The sequence below is a fragment of the Pseudohaliea sp. genome (assembly GCF_040217025.1).
Taxonomy (GTDB): domain Bacteria; phylum Pseudomonadota; class Gammaproteobacteria; order Pseudomonadales; family Halieaceae; genus Pseudohaliea.
Genome location: NZ_JAVJOA010000008.1, coordinates 834,088 through 851,531 on the forward strand (window position 1 = coordinate 834,088; position 17,444 = coordinate 851,531).

13 protein-coding genes are annotated in these 17,444 nt (G+C 69.2%); 7 read left to right on the forward strand and 6 right to left on the reverse strand.

What is annotated here, in order from left to right:
• Positions 1-119 precede the first annotated feature (119 nt).
• Together ppdK and RKE50_RS08050 are read left to right on the forward strand one after the other, a co-directional pair.
• Positions 120-2,720, forward strand: a complete 2,601-nt coding sequence (gene ppdK / locus RKE50_RS08045; RefSeq protein WP_350035721.1) for a pyruvate, phosphate dikinase — start codon at positions 120-122, stop codon at positions 2,718-2,720.
• 39 nt (positions 2,721-2,759) lie between these two features.
• On the forward strand, positions 2,760-3,938 hold the full coding sequence (locus tag RKE50_RS08050) for a pyridoxal-phosphate-dependent aminotransferase family protein (RefSeq protein WP_350035722.1): 1,179 nt from the start codon (positions 2,760-2,762) through the stop codon (positions 3,936-3,938).
• A gap of 9 nt (positions 3,939-3,947) precedes the next feature.
• On the opposite strand, the gene RKE50_RS08055 is transcribed toward RKE50_RS08050, so the two are convergent.
• Genes RKE50_RS08055 through RKE50_RS08065 form a run of 3 tightly spaced genes read right to left on the reverse strand, consistent with a single transcriptional unit; the run spans position 3,948 to position 9,560 of the window.
• The gene (locus RKE50_RS08055; RefSeq protein ID WP_350035723.1) at positions 3,948-7,157 is read right to left on the reverse strand and encodes a translocation/assembly module TamB domain-containing protein; all 3,210 of its coding nucleotides are present in this window, start codon (positions 7,155-7,157) and stop codon (positions 3,948-3,950) included.
• A complete protein-coding gene (locus RKE50_RS08060) occupies positions 7,154-8,959 on the reverse strand; it encodes an autotransporter assembly complex protein TamA (RefSeq protein WP_350035724.1) in 1,806 nt (601 codons plus the stop codon). Before RKE50_RS08060 ends, RKE50_RS08055 begins: the two co-directional genes overlap by 4 nt.
• A complete protein-coding gene (locus tag RKE50_RS08065) occupies positions 8,940-9,560 on the reverse strand; it encodes a class I SAM-dependent methyltransferase (protein ID WP_350035725.1) in 621 nt (206 codons plus the stop codon). The genes RKE50_RS08060 and RKE50_RS08065 overlap by 20 nt, the downstream gene beginning before the upstream one ends.
• A gap of 85 nt (positions 9,561-9,645) precedes the next feature.
• On the opposite strand from RKE50_RS08065, the gene pap reads away from it, so the two are divergent.
• A complete protein-coding gene (pap, locus tag RKE50_RS08070) occupies positions 9,646-11,196 on the forward strand; it encodes a polyphosphate:AMP phosphotransferase (RefSeq protein WP_350035726.1) in 1,551 nt (516 codons plus the stop codon).
• A gap of 32 nt (positions 11,197-11,228) precedes the next feature.
• Positions 11,229-11,732 carry an asparaginase domain-containing protein gene (locus tag RKE50_RS08075; protein WP_350035727.1) on the forward strand — a complete coding sequence of 168 codons (504 nt, stop codon included), beginning with the start codon at positions 11,229-11,231 and terminating at the stop codon, positions 11,730-11,732.
• 89 nt (positions 11,733-11,821) lie between these two features.
• Here the strand turns inward: RKE50_RS08075 and RKE50_RS08080 are convergent, their stop codons facing one another.
• A complete protein-coding gene (locus tag RKE50_RS08080; RefSeq protein ID WP_350035728.1) occupies positions 11,822-12,292 on the reverse strand; it encodes a DUF6316 family protein in 471 nt (156 codons plus the stop codon).
• 357 nt (positions 12,293-12,649) lie between these two features.
• On the opposite strand from RKE50_RS08080, the gene RKE50_RS08085 reads away from it, so the two are divergent.
• The 3 genes from RKE50_RS08085 (at position 12,650) to RKE50_RS08095 (ending at position 14,197) form a co-directional block, all read left to right on the forward strand.
• Positions 12,650-13,099: a CBS domain-containing protein gene (locus RKE50_RS08085; RefSeq protein ID WP_350035729.1), complete on the forward strand. Its 450-nt coding sequence runs from the start codon at positions 12,650-12,652 to the stop codon at positions 13,097-13,099.
• A 161-nt stretch (positions 13,100-13,260) separates the two neighbouring features.
• Positions 13,261-13,761: an ASCH domain-containing protein gene (locus tag RKE50_RS08090; RefSeq protein ID WP_350035731.1), complete on the forward strand. Its 501-nt coding sequence runs from the start codon at positions 13,261-13,263 to the stop codon at positions 13,759-13,761.
• A gap of 22 nt (positions 13,762-13,783) precedes the next feature.
• Positions 13,784-14,197, forward strand: coding sequence for a RidA family protein (locus RKE50_RS08095; RefSeq protein WP_350035732.1), 414 nt, complete (start codon positions 13,784-13,786; stop codon positions 14,195-14,197).
• A gap of 54 nt (positions 14,198-14,251) precedes the next feature.
• Here the strand turns inward: RKE50_RS08095 and RKE50_RS08100 are convergent, their stop codons facing one another.
• Together RKE50_RS08100 and RKE50_RS08105 are read right to left on the reverse strand one after the other, a co-directional pair.
• On the reverse strand, positions 14,252-14,926 hold the full coding sequence (locus RKE50_RS08100) for a type 1 glutamine amidotransferase domain-containing protein (RefSeq protein ID WP_350035734.1): 675 nt from the start codon (positions 14,924-14,926) through the stop codon (positions 14,252-14,254).
• Between the two features lie 163 nt (positions 14,927-15,089).
• Positions 15,090-17,441 carry an efflux RND transporter permease subunit gene (locus tag RKE50_RS08105; RefSeq protein WP_350035735.1) on the reverse strand — a complete coding sequence of 784 codons (2,352 nt, stop codon included), beginning with the start codon at positions 17,439-17,441 and terminating at the stop codon, positions 15,090-15,092.
• Positions 17,442-17,444 lie beyond the last annotated feature (3 nt).

Sequence of the window (17,444 nt, forward strand, 5' to 3'; positions counted from 1 at the left end):
TCCGGATGGGGCGGGATGCACCCGCGGGCGCTCCCGGCGGCCGGTATGACGCACCTGCCGCCTTACCAGTATACTGCGCCACCTCGCCAGCTAGACACCCGAAAGGGGAAGGGGTTCCCATGGCAAAGCGCGTCTACCTGTTCAACGAGGGCAACCGGGAGGATCGTGACCTCCTCGGCGGCAAGGGCGCCAATCTCTGCGAGATGACCAACCTCGGCCTGCCGGTGCCCTTCGGGTTCATCATCACGACGCCCACCTGTCGCGAGTTCTTCGAGAACGGCAACAAGTTGCCCAACCTCCTCGAGCAGGAGTACCGGGTGGCCCTGGACCTCGTCGAGAAGAAGATGGATGCGCGCTTCGGCGACCCGGAAGATCCCCTGCTCTTCTCGGTACGCTCCGGCGCTCCGATCTCCATGCCGGGCATGATGAACACGATTCTCAACCTCGGCCTCAACGACGACATCGCCGAGGGCCTGGCGCGGAAGACCGACAACCCGCGCTTCGCCTACGACTCCTACCGGCGCTTCATCCAGATGTTCGCGGAGGTGGTCATGAACCACGACGCGCACGCCTTCGAAAAGGAGATCGAGCAGTACAAGAAGCAGCACGGCTACGAAACCGACGTCGACATGACCGCGGCGGACTGGCAGGCCATCGTCGAGCGCTTCAAGGCCATGGCCGATTTCCCGCAGGATCCCTTCGTGCAGCTGCGCATGGCGGTGGAGGCGGTTTTCCTGTCCTGGCACACGCCGCGGGCCAACGTGTACCGGGAGATGAACAACATTCCCGACTCCCTCGGCACCGCCGTCACCGTGCAGTCCATGGTCTACGGCAACTTCGGTGACGACTCCGGCTCCGGCGTCGCCTTCACCCGCAACCCGTCCACGGGGGAGAACCAGTTCTTCGGCGAATTCCTGTTCAACGCCGCCGGCGAGGACGTCGTCGCCGGCACGCGCACGCCGCAGCCGATTTCCGCCCTCAAGGACAAGCTGCCGGCGGTCTACGACCAGCTGAACGAGACCCAGGCCCTCCTCGAGCGCCACTACCGGGACATGCAGGACATCGAGTTCACGGTGCAGGAAGGCCGCTTTTACATGCTGCAGACACGCAGCGGCAAGCGCACCGGCCGCGCCTCCGTGAAGATCGCCGTGGACATGGTCCGCGAGGGGCTGATCAACGAGAAGGAGGCACTGCTGCGCGTCTCGCCCGATCACGTGGAGGCCTTCCTCCACCCCATGGTCGACCCGGAGGCGAAGACCGACATCATCGCCACCGGCCTGCCGGCAAGCCCCGGCGGCGCGACCGGGGCCATCGTGTTCTCCGCCGACGAGGCGGTCGAGGTGGCCCGCGACGGCACCGCGGTGATCCTGGTGCGCCGGGAAACGACACCGGAGGACATCCACGGCATGAAGGTCGCCGAGGGCATCCTCACGGAGCTCGGCGGCATGACCTCGCACGCGGCGGTGGTCGCCCGCGGCATGGGCGTGTGCGCCATCACCGGCGCGAGCAGCCTGTCGGTGAACGCCGACGCGGGCACCGCGACGACGAAAGACGGCGTGACCCTGAAGCGCGGCGACATCATCACCCTCGACGGCACCGCCGGCGAGGTCATGCTCGGCGACATCCCGAAGACCGAGGCGAGCTCCAGCGACGACTTCCAGACCCTGCTCTCCTGGGCCGACAAGCACCGCCGCCTGAAGGTGCGCGCGAATGCGGAGACCCCGGAAGACGCAGCCCGGGCGCGGGAGCTCGGGGCCGAGGGCATCGGCCTGTGCCGCACGGAGCACATGTTCTTCGACAGCGATCGCATCGACCTCATGCGCGCGATGATCCTCGCCCCGGACCGGAAGGCCCGGAAGGGCTACCTGAAGAAGCTGCAGGTCTTCCAGCAGGAGGACATGGTCGCCCTGTTCAAGGCCATGGACGGGCTCCCGGTCACCGTGCGTCTCCTGGACCCGCCGCTGCACGAGTTTCTCCCCCACGGCGAGGAGGAAACGCGGGCTCTTGCCAAGCGCCTGGACCTGCCCGTCGAACAGGTGCAGGCCGCCGCCGCCGAGCTGTCGGAAGTGAACCCGATGCTCGGTTTCCGCGGCTGCCGGCTGTCCGTGGTCTACCCGGAGATCACCCGCATGCAGGTGCGCGCGATCATCGGCGCGGCGCTGCAGGCCATCGAGGAAGGCTACCAGCCCTACCCGGAGATCATGATCCCGCTCACCGTGAACGTGCGCGAGATCCGCCTGGTCGGCGACATCATCGACGCCAGCATCCGCAAGGTGCTGGGCGAGAAGTCCGTGTCCCTGCGCTACAAGGTCGGCACCATGATGGAGACGCCCCGGGCCTGCCTCGGTGCGGACCGCCTCGCCACGGCGGTGGAATTCATGAGCTTCGGCACCAACGACCTGACGCAGATGACCTACGGCTTCTCCCGCGACGACGCCGGCCGCTTCATCCCGCAGTACCTCGACAAGAAACTCATCGAGCACGACCCCTTCATCAGCCTCGACCAGCGCGCCGTCGGCCGGCTCATGCGCCTGGCGGTGGAGGAGTCGCGCGCCGTGAACAAGGGCATCAAGTACGGCATCTGCGGCGAGCACGGCGGCGACCCGCGCTCGATCCAGTTCTTCCACGAGCTCGGCCTCGATTACGTGTCCTGCAGCCCCTACCGCGTGCCCGTGGCCCGCGTGGCCGCGGCGCAGGCGCACGTCCTTGCCGAGGGCTGACCCCCTCCCCCGCTTCCATAGCAAGAATGGAGAAAAACGATGACCGCCAGCTTCCACCCGCCGCAGCGCACGCTGCTCGGCCCCGGCCCCTCCGACGTGCCGGCCCGCGTCCTCGGTGCCCTGGCACGGCCGACCATCGGCCACCTCGACCCGCTCTTCGTCGACCTCATGGACGACATCAAGCGCTTGCTGCAGTACGCCTTCCGCACGGAGAACGCGCTGACGCTGCCGGTCTCCGCGCCGGGCTCGGCGGGCATGGAGGCCTGCTTCGTGAATCTCCTCTCGCCCGGGGACACGGTGATCGTCTGCCAGAACGGAGTGTTCGGCGGGCGCATGCGCGAGAACGTCGAGCGCTGCGGCGCCACGGCGGTAATGGTTGAAGACAGCTGGGGTGACACGGTCAGCGTGGACAAGGTCCGCGAGGCCTTCACCGCGCACCCGGAAGCGTCGGTGCTCGCCTTCGTCCACGCGGAAACCTCGACCGGCGCGCGCTCCGACGCCGCGGCGCTCTGTGCGCTGGCCCGGGAGCACGGGGCCCTGTCCATCGTCGACGCGGTCACCGCGCTCGCGGGCATCCCGCTGGAGGTGGACGCCTGGGGCGCGGACGCCGTCTACTCCGGTACGCAGAAGTGCCTGTCCTGCGTACCCGGCATCGCACCGGTGACCTTCAGCGAGCGCGCCGTGGAACGCATCCAGGCGCGCGAGGGGCGCGCGCAGAGCTGGTTTCTCGACATGCAGCTGGTTATGGGCTACTGGGGTGGCGGCAGCAAGCGCGCCTACCATCACACGGCCCCGGTGAACGCCCTTTACGCCCTGCACGAGTCCCTGGTGATGCTCGAGGAAGAGGGCCTGGACGCGTCCCATGCGCGGCACCGCCGCAATCACGAGGCGCTGGTCGCGGGCCTTGAAGCCCTGGGCCTGTCGCTGGTGGTCGCCCCCGAGTGGCGGCTGCCGCAGCTGAACGCGGTGCACATCCCCGAGCGCATCGATGACGCCGCGGTGCGCAGTGCGCTGCTGGCGGACTTCGACATCGAGATCGGCGCGGGCCTCGGCGCCCTCGCCGGCAAGGCCTGGCGCATCGGCCTCATGGGCCACTCCAGCCGGGAGCGCAACGTCTACTCGCTGCTCACGGCCCTCGCCGCGGTCCTCGGCCAGCAGGGGCACGACTGCGATGCCAGTGCCGCCATGGCGGCCGCCCGCGCCAGCTACGGGGCCTAGGCTCCCGCGCTAGTCGATGTCGAAGCGGTAGTAGATATCGACCGAGTTCTCGAGCGCCGAGACCATTTCCAGCCACAACCGCGCGCGCAGGTACAGGCGCGCGGTGAGCGTATTGACGGGCTCGTAGAGGCCCATGCCGTAGGACAGGTACAGGCGGTCGCCGACGTAACCGCTGATCGTGGCAGCGGTGCCATTGCTGCCGGTCTCCGTTCCCAGCGCCACGTTGCTGAGCAGCGGCAGGCGGTTCAGGGAACGCACCAGCGAGGTCTGGTTTAGTGCCGAGGCACCGACGGACAGCGCCAGCGCCGTGCCGTCCATGCTCGCCCCCGCATCCGGCGGCCGGCCGCGGACCAGCCAGGACAGCTGCGCCTCGCGGGGCAGCTGCGGCTCCGAGTACAGGTCGAGGCGCGGCTCGCGCAGGCTGCCGCCGACGGTGAAGCCCACGCGCAGCGCCTCGGAGGGGAACTGGCGCTCCGCCCGCAGGTCGAGCTGCGGGTTTTCCGGGTCACCCGCGAACGACATGCTGCCCTCGCGCAGCTCGAGCTGCTGGCCGTAGGCACGCAGCTCGCCCCCGACCACGTCGACACGGCCGAACAGCTGCGCCGATCCCGCCGGCGCCTGGCGCAGCCGCAGGTCGCCGCCGACGGTGGCATCGACCAGGTCACCCACCACCCGGAAGCGCTCCTCCACGAGGATCCGCAGGTCGATCCGGGTGCGCAGGAGCGGCTGCCGGACGTCCTCCCCGACGATTTCCGCATCGGGCGACAGGGCGACGCCGCTGCCGCCGACCTGGTCCGGTGCCAGCCGCCCCCCGTGCACCCGCAGTTCCCCTTCCAGGGCCGCCGTGCCATCGGCGTAGGCGAGGGAAAGCGCGGGCGACACCGTCGCATCGAGAAGCCCGGGCCAGTGCACGGCGTTGCGCTCGCCCTCGAGATCGAGCGCCAGCCGGGGCGCGGTGGGGTCGAGGGTGCCGGTGATGCGCACGGGGCCGGCGCCGTAGCGGCCGTCTCCCTCGATGGCGAGTTCGCCGTCGCCGGCGGGGCCGAGCGTGAGGGCGAGCGCTTCCAGCTCGGCATCGCTGCCGCGCAGGCGCAGGCGACCGCCCTCGAGCGCGAGGGCGCCCCCGGTCACGAAGGTCGGGCCCGGCGCGGCGAGCGCCAGCTCGCCGCTGACCGTCCCGTCCAGCAGCGCGGCCCCGGAGAGCAGCGGCTGGAAGTAGGCGAGCGGTGCGCCCGCCACGGCCAGGTCGCCGCGCCAGCCCGAGGCCCCCCGCGTCGCGGCCAGGTCCCCGGCGACGACGGCGCCGCCGGCGAGTTCGCCCCGCAGCGACAGTTCCTCGCGCAGCGACGCGCTGAGCTGCAGCCGACCCGGGTCCGCGAGCGGCTCCGCCAGCCCCGCCGGCTTCACGCGGATCGCGTCGAGCGCGAGGTCCGCCTCCAGCTGCGGCGGCCGGTCGCCACCCCAGCGCGCCGCCAGCGCACCGGAGACGTCGGCGCGGGCGTCCTCCAGCGCAGCGACGGTGCCGGCCGGCAGCACCAGCGCCCCGTCGAGCTGCGCCGTGAGTTCGCCTTCGCTGCCGGCCTCCCCCGCCGCCAGGCAGAGCGTCAGCGCGTCGAGGGACCAGCAGTGCGCCGGGAAGGCCGCGCGCCAGGGACCGGGGCGCAGTGCCAGCGACAGCGGCTCCTCGCGGGACAGCTGTCCGAGGGGCGTCGCCAGCGACAACGGGTCAAGCTCGACGTCCCAGCGGCCGCCCTCCCCCGCCGTCGCCGCCAGGGCCAGATCGCCGGCGACAGCACCGGCGACGGAGAGCCTGGCCCTGCCACCGCCCGCGTCGCCTTCGCCGTCGAGACGCAGCGCCTCGAGGGCCTGCCCCGCGACGAGCGCGCGCCCGGCGGAAGCGCGGGCCGTTATCGACAGCGCGTCGGCAAGGCGGACCGTGGCCTCGAGCGCCAGGCTCGACGCGCTGACGGCGCCGGCGTCGACGCTGGCGGCACTGCCGCTGGCGCGGAGCACGCTGCCGTCGGCGGCGAGCTCGCCCTGCGCTTCCAGGCCGTCGAGCGTGACATCGGCCACCGTGAAGGGCGCCCGGCTGCTGACTTCGAAGGCGACCGGCTCCCCGCCGCCGCCGCGCGCCTGCCAGGGGAGCCCGGCGAGCGCACCGGACAGGCCGACGCGCGGAAGCGTCATGCCCGGCTCCCAGGCCGTCTCCCCCGAAACGCTGAGCGGCCTTTCCTGCCAGCCGCTGGTGAGCTGCAGCCGCGACAGCGCGACCCGGGTTGCCTCGCCGAGGTCCAGCAACAGCCGACCGCTGCCACTCGCCGCTGCGAACGGCCAGTCCACTCCCGCCGGGGCCAGGTTGCTGACAGTCACCGCGAGCCGCGCCCGCCGGTCGGCAAGGGCCACGTCACCCCGGGCCGTGGCGCTGCCCGCGGCGCTGTCGAGGGCCAGCGATTCCAGCGCCAGGGCGGGCCAGCGCAGCGTGCCGCGCGCGCGACCGTGGACCCGGCCGCCGAGTAGCGCCACCTCCCCGGCGGCCTCCACCGCGAGCTCAAGGGCCGTGGGCGGCCCTTCGGCACTGACCGCGAGCGGCCCGGCGAGGGAGAAGTCCTCCGGCAGACCGGCCACCAGGGTGTCGGCCGGCTCAAAGGTCCCGTCGATACGCAGCGGCCAGTCCCGGTCTACGCTGAGCTGCGCCTGTGCCCGCGCGCGCCCGACGCCGTCGAGCGCCAGGGCGAGCTGCCGGGCGCTGACCTGTCGCCCTGCCGCGCGCAGCCGCGCCGCCGCCACGTCGGCGAAGGCCAGGGTCATCTCGTCGATGTGCAGCGCGAAGGTCGCGATGGACAGGCGCTCGGTACGCAGCGGGAACGGCAGCGGTGCCGGCCTCGCGTCATCACTGTCACCCGCCGCCGTGCTGACGGTGAGGTCGAGCGCGGCGGCCTCGAGCAGCTCGAAGCAGAGCTCACCGCGCGCCAGGCAGGTGGGGCGCAGGGCCGAACGGAACTGCTTAAGGACCAGCCCGACCCCCGGGAATTCGAGCGCGATCCGCTCGGCCCGCAGCGTCCCGAACAGGCGGCCGTCGACACCCGCCAGCGACACCCCGGGCAGGCGGTTGGCGAACGTCGCCAGCAGCCGCGTCCCCGGCGCCGTCGCGGGCGCCAGGAGCAGACCGAGCAGCGCCAGCAGCACGGCGCCGGCCAGCCAGCGACGCCAGCGCCTCACAGTTCCGCACCGATGTTGATGTGCACGCGCCAGTCCGGGTTGGCCTCGCTCACGCTGTTGGCCAGCTCCAGCTTGAGCGCGCCCACCGGCGTCAGGAAGTGCACGCCGAAGCCGGCGCCAACCTTGAAGTCCGGCTCCTCACCGACGAAGGCATCGCCGGCATCGGCGAACACGGCAAGCCGCCAGCTGTCATTGAGATAGCGCTGGTACTCGATGCTCCCGGTGACCAGGCGCTCGCCGCCGACGGTGACACCGGCGGGCGGCGCGCCCGCGCGCGCATAGAGCACCTCGTAGCCGATCGACTGGTAGTCGTAGCCGCGCACGCTCTGGTCGCCGCCGGCAAAGAAACCCAGCGAGGGGGCCAAGGTCTCGGGGCGCTGGGAACTGCCGAAGAGCGCCCCCAGCTCCAGCCGGCCCACGAGGCGGTTGGGACCGCCGGGGCTGCCGATCCAGCGCCAGTTGCCGTACAGGCGAACCAGATCACTGTCCGAGCCCAGCCCGCTCGCGGCGGTCTCGACGCTGTAGAACTGGCTGAAACCGGCGACGGGGTCGATCACGCTGCCGCGGCGGCTGCGCCGGGAGAGGGTCAGGCCGGGGAGGAAATAATCGGCATCGAACTCTTCCTCAAGCACGGACCAGTCTTCCCGCAGCGCACGCAGCCCGACACTGGACACCCATTCCCCGCCCGCGTGCTCGTAGCGGACCCCGGCGACGGTCTGCCGACTGTCCAGGTCGCCGTAGCGGTTGTCCTCGAGGCTGGCGCGCAGCTGCACGCTGTCGCGCATGAGGTCGCCGAGCGGCATGCGGTAGACGGTGCTGCCGCCGGGGTTGACCGGCGACCAGCGCAGCCGCGTTTCCTGGCTGTGGCCGGCGCGATTGAGCCGCGGACTGCGCCAGAGCGCCGAAATGCGCCCGCGCGTATCGGTGCGGAAGCCGACGCCGAGCTCCAGCGAGTGGCTCGGGGCCGGCACGAGCTCCACCCGTACCGGCACCTCCCGGCCCGCCGCCCGGTCCGCCCCGGGCACAACGGAGACGCCGCCGAAGAGCCCCGTCGCGCGCAGCCGCGCGCCGAGCTGCTGCAGCTTGTCCTCGTCATAGGGGTCACCGGGCGCGAACGGCATCAGCGCTTCGAAGCGCTGCCGGTCGAGCTGCGCCTCGTCGTGACTGATCGTGCCGAACGCGTAGCGGGCGCCGCTTGCGAACACCAGCTCCACGTCGGCGACGCCGGCGGCCGGGTCGACCCGCAGGCTGTGGCTGGTGAAGCGCCCGTCGAGGTAGCCACGGGCGCGCGCCCGGGTCTGCAGCTCCCGCTTGAAATCCGTATAGCGTCCGTGATCCAGCGGCGCATCGGGAACCAGCGCGCTCTCTTCGACGAACCCGGTCAGCGCCGGGTCCTCCGCTGCCTCGCCGTCCAGCTCGATGCGCACCGCACCGAGCCGTACCCGCTCGCCCGGGTCGATGCGCACTTCCAGGCGCGCCACGTCCGCCGGCGCCGCGGCCGGACCGAGCGCCTTGCCGTCGGCATCTAGGGTGCGAAGCTCGATGACCGGACGGTAGTAACCCAGGGCCTGCAGCGCCTCCGCGACGCGACCGCGTGCCGCTTCCAGGGCACGCGCTACCGCGGCGCTCTCCTTCGGCGGCGTGCCCAGGTAGGCGCGGACGTTGTCGCGCAGCGCACCGTCCACACCGGAGACGCGGTAGTCCAGGGCGAACGCGGGCGCAGCCAGAAGGACCAGGGCGCCCAACCCGGCGGCGAGGAGGCGGCGGCAGCAGCCGCACGCCTCAGGCGTGAACCGCAGCACCCCAGGTATTGAAGCCGGCGATGCGCGGCGTCCCGGGAAGGTACATGGCATCCTGCTCGACGGTGCGGAACCCGCCGGCGCTCAGCAGCGCCGGGATGTCCCGGTCGAGGTGGCAGCCGCCGGCGATGCGACGCCAGAGCGGATTCAGGCGGCGCTGCCAGCGCTGCACGCCCTCGTCGGGCGCCAGGCCGTGCTCGCAGAAGATCAGCTCGCCCCCGGGGCGCAGCACGCGCGCCATGCCCGCGAGGGCCTGAAGGGGAGCCGGGATCGTGCACAGGCTGAAGGTCATGACGATGCAGTCCACGCTGTTGTCGGCGAGGGGAATCTCCTCCCCCGGCAGGCCGATGAACTCCACCGGGAACGGCAGGTCCCTGCCCCGCTCGGCGGCCAGGGCCCAGGAGGCCTCTGACGGATCGAGGCCGACCAGGCGCTCCACCGCTTCACCGTTGTAGAACGGCAGGTTGAGGCCGGTGCCGATGCCGATCTCCAGCACCACACCCCGGGCGCGCGGCACGACTTTCTGTCGCTGCCGTCGCACCGGCTTCGTGCCGCAGGCGCAGTTGATCACGTGCGGCAGGATGTGGCGTTCATAGAAGTTCATCGGTTTGTCCCCGCGCGGTGGCAGCCCCTATTATACGCGGGGTGTCGCGGCCGCAGCCGGCCGGGCCAGTGCCAGGGAGCAGGCCATGTTCGAAGCACTCGAGACAGGGAAACACCTCACGGAGGAGCAGTTCAAGGCACAGCGCGCGGAGCTGCGCCCGGCGCTCCTGAAGGCACAGTTCGAGCTCGCCGAGTGCGACTATCCGCTCATCATCGTCATGGGCGGCTTCGACGGCGCGGGCAAGGGTGCAGTAGTGCACCGCCTCAACGAGTGGATGGACCCGCGCCTCATCGAGACCCACACCCTCTGGATGCACTCCGACGAAGAGGAGAGCCGGCCCTATTTCTGGCGCTTCTGGCGCCGCCTGCCGCCCCGCGGGCGCACCGGTATCATGCTGGGCAACTGGTACCAGCGCGCCGCTTACCGCGCCATGGCCGGCAGCCTCGACGCGGACGGCTTCGAACTGGCCATGCGCCGGGCGCTGGCCTTTGAGCACATGCTGGTCGACGACGGCGCCCTGGTGGTCAAGCTGTGGCTGCATGTCAGCCGCGACATGCAGCGGCGCCAGCTATCCTACGAGGCGCCGCGACAGCACCAGAACCCCCGCGTGCCGGTGAACCCGGAGGCATGGTGGATCAGCCGGGAAGCCGCCCGGGGCGACACGCCGTCGAACGTGGCGCCGATGCCGGCAGACCCGGACGAATGGTGGGCCCGCTACCCCCGGGCGCTGGAGGTGTCGGAGCAATTGATCCGGCTCACCGATAGCGGCGGGGCGCCCTGGCACCTCATCGAGGCCAATGACAGCTACTACCGGGACACGACTGTCGCCGGGGTGCTGCTCAACGCCCTGCGCAGTCACGAGCCGGCCAACGGTGGACGAAAGCACGGCGACCGCGATTCACGCCCGGCAGATCCACAGCCAACGATACTCGACGCCGTCGATCTTTCCCGCCGTGTGCCGCGCGACGAATACAGGCCGCGGCTGGCGAAGCTGCAGGCGCGCATTCAGGACCTGTTCTGGCAGGCGCACCGGGAGCACCGCTCGCTGGTCGCCGTCTTCGAGGGCTGGGACGCCGCCGGCAAGGGTTCGGCAATCCGCCGCCTCACCGCCGCCGTTGACCCGCGGCTGTACATGCTCGTACAGTTCGCCGCGCCCACGGACGAGGAGCGGGCCCAGCACTATCTGTGGCGCTTCTGGCGGCGACTGCAGCGCGACGGCCGCGCCACGCTTTTCGACCGCTCCTGGTACGGGCGCGTGCTCGTGGAGCGGGTCGAGAAGCTGACGCCGCCGGCGACCTGGCGGCGCGCCTACAGCGAGATCAACGATTTCGAGTCACAGCTCGTGGAGCACGGCTGCATCGTGGCGAAGTTCTGGCTGCACATCAGCAAGGACGAACAGCTGAAGCGCTTCAAGGACCGGGAGGCCAAGCCGCACAAGCAGCACAAGATCACCGACGAGGACTGGCGCAACCGCAAGAAGTGGGATGACTACGCCCTCGCGGTGGGAGACATGGTGGCGAACACGAGTACCGGCGCAGCGCCCTGGCACCTGGTAGCCGGCAACGACAAGAAAGCGGCGCGGCTCGAGATTCTCGAGCTGCTCTGCGAGCACTTCGAGAGCCGCCTGGGCGCCTGAACGCGGCACCCGGCGCGGCGGGACAGGGGCCCATGCGACTGCACATCATCACCACCGGCGGCACCATCGACAAGGTCTATTTCGACGCCAAGAGCGACTATCAGGTCGGCGACCCGGTGATCGGCGACCTGCTGCGGGACCTGGGCGTGGCGCTGTCCTTCACCGTGGAGTCCGCCATGCGCAAGGACAGCCTCGACATGACCGACGCCGACCGGGCCCTCATCCGGGAGCGCGCCGAGGCCTGCGACGAGCGGCACGTGCTGATCACCCACGGCACCGACGGCATGGTCGCCACGGGCCAGGCGCTGAAAGGACTGGCGGACAAAACCATCGTCCTCACCGGCGCCCTGCAGCCCGCGGCCTTCCAGCGCACGGACGCCGACTTCAATATCGGCTGCGCCGTGGGCGCGCTACAGAGCCTGCCACCGGGCGTGTACATCGCCATGAACGGCCGCGTGTTCGACATCGACAACGTGGTCAAGAACCGCGCGGAGAACCGCTTCGAGGCCCTCGACGAAGCCGCGCTGAAGTCGTGATCGCGACGCGCGCGTTCCGGCGTGCATGCAGGTAATGCGCATGGTCGGTGCCGATTCCCAGGCTGGGCGGGCGGGCTGTGCCCGCGCGGCTACCAGTCGGCCTCGTTCAGGAAGTAGCGAATGGCCTCTGCGCGCAGTCCCGAGCGCGTACCGGGCTCACTGACCCCCTCGATGGCATCGAGGCGCTGCTGCGCCATGATGCAGGCGGCGGCGATACCCCTCGCCGTGGCATCGCGTCGGCACACCACCAGCTCGTCGCGCTGCACCTCGAGCGGCGTCATCGTGTCCCGGGACCCTGTCTCACCCGTGCTCCCGGCGTCGGCCGCCTCCTCGACCTGCAGCGCCAGGTGCCAGGCAAGCCGGAGCTCCGCCTCGCTGCGAGAGCTGAAGGGCCCGATCTCCTTGTTTTCGCGCGTATGGGCGTACCACTCGTGCCCGACCGCAAAATAGCGGGAGCCTCGAAAAAGCGGACCGCCCTCGTCACTGCGCCGACGCAGAACATCGTTGGAAACGATGGCGTCCCTGGATGGCGTTTCGAGGGCTCGTTCTTGTAGTTCCAAAAAAAGCGCTCCCTGAGATGGCGCTCTCCACGCGTCGGCCTACCCGTCGACATTCCCGGGTCAGCCGCAGCTTTCGCAGGACCTGGCGGCAGTAGGATCACGGGCAAACAGGACCCGCAGCAGATTCCGTGCCATTGCCCACAAGCCATTGAAAAGCCGAGAGTTATTGAAGGGGTCGCGGGCTCGCCGTAAACAGCTCTCACCCGGTTGTAAAGAATACTGACCACGATCACGGACGCTGCAGCCGAGGCCGGGCACGCGGGCGCTCTTCCCGCGTACAGGAGACCCGAACGCGGGGATCTATCGCAGCAGGATCAATAGTTTATAGTAGGCGTAGCAGGCAGAGGGACAGTCACCATGATCGTGAGAGATGTCATGGCCACCGGCGTGCTTTACGCGCGACCCAGCGATGAAGTGCGCTCGGTGGTTACCAAGATGCTGAGCCGCCACTGCGGGGCGGTCCCCGTCGTTGACGATGACCACTCGCTGCTCGGCATGGTCGCGGTCAGGGACGTGCTCCTGCCGCTCTATCCGAATTTCGGCGACTACGTGCACGACAACGTCCACAGCCGCAACTTCCTCGACATGGAGGAAGGTTATGTCGCGGTGCTGGCCAAGAAGGTCGAAGAGGTCATGAGCCGCAACCCGCGCACGGTCAGTCCCGAGGACCCGGTGCTGAAGGCGGCCTCGCTCATGGGCGTGCACAATTTCCGGCGCATGCCGGTGGTGGAAGACAACCAGCTGGTGGGCATGGTCAGCATCGGCGACATCAACCGGGGGCTCTTTTTCCAGCTGTCGTCCGAGTGAAGGCAAAGAGCGCTTCGGCAGACCTGTCGATTGCAAACGCTCGCCGACGCAGCCGTCCCACGTCCGGACCGTTCAAGCCAACCCGCTGTCCATGCTCCCCTGGAACAGGCTTTCCAGCGCGCCGACACCGGGGGCAAAGCCCGCTTGCAGAAGGAGAATCCATGGCACGATCCGTTCTCATCGCCGACGGCCCCGCCGTGCCGAAGGACGCGGACCTCGACCCGTTCTGGGAGCGGGCCCGGGCCGCTCACAGTGACCTCGGCGACGATCACCAGGTGCGCTCCCTGGGTATCGATGCCGAAACCACGGAAACGATCCTCGAGTTCATCCGCGCCGGCACCAAGGTGGCCACCTTCAGCCTGCCCTGGGTCATGCAGGCCAACGGCTTTCCCGAGCCCGCCGCCGGCATGCCGCTGCTGCTCACGGACTATCGCGGCAAGCCGCGCATGGTCGTTCGCCTGACCGATGTCCGCGAGACCACCTTCGGCGCCATCGGTCCGCGGGAAACGTCCCTGGACGGTCCGCCGGTGCAGAATCCGGATGTCTGGATTCCCCTGCACCGCGAGTACTGGAATGGCCTGCTCAGCAACTACGGGCGCAGCTGCACGGACGACATGCCGGTGCTCGTCGAACCCTTCGAATTCGTCTACGACGAGCACTGAATTTCCTGCCAGGAGACCAGCGATGAAGCGCGACTTTCCCTCCGCCACCGGCGTGTCCTCGGTGGTGCCCGATGGCCTCGAGGCCCTGTACGACAACTGGCACTTCTCTCCCGCCATCGTTGCCGGCGACACGCTGCACCTGTCGGGCATTATCGGTGCCGACGCGAACCTGGCCGTCAGCGACGACCCGGAAACGCAGTTCGTGCAGGTTTTCGAAACCATGGCGCACACGCTGCGAAGTGCCGGCACGGACTTCTCCCGGGTCCTCGAGATCACCAGCTACCACGTGGATATTCATGCCCACTTTGCCGTATTCAGCGCGGTAAAGGACCGCTACCTGCCGGAGCCCTGGTGCGCCTGGACGGCCATCGGCATCACCGAGCTGCTGCTGCCGGCAGCCCTGGTGGAGGTGAAGGCGACCGCCCGCGTGGACTGATTCAACCCCGCCTGCCCGCCCGCAACGCGGGCAGTTGTGCCGGAGGGCCCGGTATCAGGGACTTTCCGGCTCGAGCAACCGCACCATTTCCTCGGCGACCAGGGCGGCCGACGGCAGGAACATGGAGGAAACGATGCGCTGGTCCACGACGACCGCGTGCTTGTCGGCCAGCGTTTCCTTGTTCTCGGCCTGCGCCCCGTTTCTGCGCAGCTGATCCTCGACGAGAAACGGCAGCAGGCTCCCCTGCTCCGCCCAGGGCTTGGAACGCTCCGTGGCGTTCGGGAATCCGGCCACGCGCTTGCCTTCCACCAGGTAGCCGCCGTCCTTCAGCCTGGCGTTGGCAAAGCCCCCCGGACCATGCCCGCAGCCGCCCACGACACCGCCGTTTTCGTAGATGACACCGATCAGGGTCATGAGTTCCTCGTTGAACGCGACGTCGAACAAGGTGCCGTAGCCGCCGCCGACATACACCGCCCTGTAGTCGGCAGCGTCAATGTCACCGGGCTCGAGCGTGTTTCCCGCCTTGCCCAGGAAATTCTCATACTTGATCGCATAGCTGCTGATGCCCAATGGGTCCATTACGAACTCGACCGGGCCACCGCGAGGAGAAACGAAGTCGACCTCGTAACCGTGCATCACGAACACGTGGAAAGGCGGCGCATACTCCCAGAGGTTGTTGCGCGCGTCGTGCTGCCCGGGATCGCCCATGTCGAGCACGCTGGATGCCACGAAGAGGACCCGACCCTTGTCAGCGGCGAGTGCTGCCAGCGGAACCAGGGGCAGTGCGACCAGGCAGCACGTGAGCGCCAGCGCAGACGATTGCCCCCTTGAAAGCCTCACTGAAAGCGGCGTCCTCACTCGCGCACTCTGCCGCAACGGGCGTTCGCGGTGGTCAGGCGTGCTTGCCCCGCGGTGCCAGGAGCCAGGACAGCGCCGGCAGCGCCAGCAGTGCGCCGAGCATGTTCCAGAAGAACATGAAGGTCAGCATCAGCCCCATGTCGGCCTGGAACTTGATGGGCGAGAAGATCCAGGTGCCCACGCCCACGGCGAGCGTGAGACCGGTGAAGGCGACCGCGGTGCCGCTGGATTTCAGGGCGGCGAAATACGCCTCCTTCAGCGGCTCGCCGCGGCGCAGGTAGAACTGCAGCGCGGAATAGATGTAGATCCCGTAGTCCACGCCGATGCCCACGCCGAGGGCAATCACCGGCAGCGTCGCCACCTTCACACCGATGCCGAGGAGCGCCATCAGCGCCTGGCCGAGCACCGAGGTGATCGCCAGGGGAATGATGATGCAGGCGGTGATGCGCACGGAGCGGAAGTTGAGCAGGCAGAGCACGATCACCACGCCGTAGACCCAGAGCAGCATCTTCGTCTGCGCTTCCTCGATGACGATGTTGGTGGCCGCCTCGACGCCCGCGTTACCGGCCGCCAGCTCGAAGGTGACGTCACCGGTGTCGTAGGTCTCGCGGAAGTCCTTCACGGCGGCGACTACGCGCTCCAGGGTCGCGGCCTTGTGATCGTCGAGGAAGAGAATCACCGGCGCCATGGAGCAATCGGTGTTGCGCAATTCGCTCGGCGCCCGGCTCAGGCTGTTGTTGAGGATGTACTGGTTGCGGCTGATCTCGTGCCACTTCGGGCTGCCCTCGTTCATGCCCTGGATCACGAGCTTGGAGACATCGAGGAGCGACAGCGCCGACTGCACGCCGCTGACGGCCTCCAGCTCGGCCTGGAAGCGATCCACCGCCGAGATGAACTCGTAGCTTCCGCACTGCTGCGGCGCGGTCCGGGCCATGACCACGAACACATCCGTGCTGGTGGAGTAGTTACTGGTGAGGAAGGCGTTGTCGCGGTTGTAGCGTGAATCCGGGCGGAGCTCCGGGGCACCCGGGTCGAGGTCACCGATCTCCTGCTTCTGCCCGTACCAGAGGCCCACCGCGAGCATGACTGCACAGAGGCCGAGCATGGTCATCGCCGGGCCGCGCTCGGTGATGCGTGCCACCAGCGCCCAGTGCGTGAAGGGGCTGTGGTCCTTGTCCGCGCGGTAGCGGACGCAGCGGTGGGTGATACCCGTGTAGGACAGCACCAGCGGCAGCAGCACCAGGTGCGTGAGGATGAGCACCGCGATGCCCGTGCTCGCCACCACCGCCAGTTCCTTGATCACCGGGATGTCGATCACCCGCAGCGTGAAGAAACCGACCCCGTCGGACAGCAGCGCGATGAACCCCGGCTTGGACAGGCGTACGAAGGTCAGCCGCGCCGCGTCGATACGCGAGACCTCGTGGTAGATGAAGTTGCCGAAGCGGTTGACGATCTGCACCGAGTGGCTGATGCCCACGGCGAACACCAGGAACGGCACCAGCATGCTGTAGGGGTCCAGCCCCATCCCCAGCGCATTGAGAATCCCCATCTGCCAGACCACGGCGACGGTCGAACACAGCAGCGAGGCCAGCGTCAGCCAGCCGCAGCGCGAGTAGATGAACAGCATCACCGCCGTGATGGCGAAGGCCACGAGGAAGAACAGGCCCACGAGGCTGGCACCGTCGATGAGGTCGCCGACGAGCTTGGCGAAGCCGGTGATGCGAATGCGGACGTCCTCGGACTGGTACTTGTCCCGCACCAGGCGCTCGAGGTCGCCGGCGAAGGCGTGGTAGTCGAGCTTCTCGCCGGTCTCCGGGTCCCGCTCCACGAGCGGCGCGACGATGATCGCGGAGCGGAAGTCGTTGGCCACCAGGCGGCCGATCTGGCCGGACTTCAGCGTATTCTCGCGCAGGTCCTCGAGGGCCCGCTCGCTGCCGTCGTAGTCGTCGGGGATGACGGCGCCGCCGACAAAGCCCTGCTCGGTCACCTCCTGCCAACGCACGTTCGGCGTCCACAGCGACTGCAGCGCCGCGCGGTCGACCCCCTTCACGTAGAAGACCTCGTCGGTAATGGTCTTCAGCGTTTCCTGGAACTCCGCGGTGAAGATGTCGCCGTTGCGGCTCTCCACGATGATGCGCACGGAGTTGCCGAGGCCCTTGAGATCGTCGCGGCTGGCGAGAAAGTTGCGGATGTAGGGATGCGATACCGGGATCATCTTCTCGAAGCTGGCATCGGGCTTGAGCTGGCTCGCCTGCCAGGCGAAGAAGGCGGTCGCCACCGCAAACAGGAAAATCAGCAGCGGGCGCACCGCGAAAACCGCGCGCGCGATCAGCGGTCGCAGGCGGCCGTCGTCGTCCTCGAGGGTGTAGCTCTCTTGCACGCTCATCCT

Coding starts and splice junctions, on each gene's coding strand:
- RKE50_RS08050 (WP_350035722.1), top strand. CDS start 2,760: ATGACCGCCAGCTTCCACCCGCCGCAGCGCACGCTGCTCGGCCCCGGC.
- pap (WP_350035726.1), top strand. CDS start 9,646: ATGTTCGAAGCACTCGAGACAGGGAAACACCTCACGGAGGAGCAGTTC.
- ppdK (WP_350035721.1), top strand. CDS start 120: ATGGCAAAGCGCGTCTACCTGTTCAACGAGGGCAACCGGGAGGATCGT.
- RKE50_RS08085 (WP_350035729.1), top strand. CDS start 12,650: ATGATCGTGAGAGATGTCATGGCCACCGGCGTGCTTTACGCGCGACCC.
- RKE50_RS08065 (WP_350035725.1), bottom strand. CDS start 9,560: ATGAACTTCTATGAACGCCACATCCTGCCGCACGTGATCAACTGCGCC.
- RKE50_RS08075 (WP_350035727.1), top strand. CDS start 11,229: ATGCGACTGCACATCATCACCACCGGCGGCACCATCGACAAGGTCTAT.
- RKE50_RS08105 (WP_350035735.1), bottom strand. CDS start 17,441: ATGAGCGTGCAAGAGAGCTACACCCTCGAGGACGACGACGGCCGCCTG.
- RKE50_RS08095 (WP_350035732.1), top strand. CDS start 13,784: ATGAAGCGCGACTTTCCCTCCGCCACCGGCGTGTCCTCGGTGGTGCCC.
- RKE50_RS08090 (WP_350035731.1), top strand. CDS start 13,261: ATGGCACGATCCGTTCTCATCGCCGACGGCCCCGCCGTGCCGAAGGAC.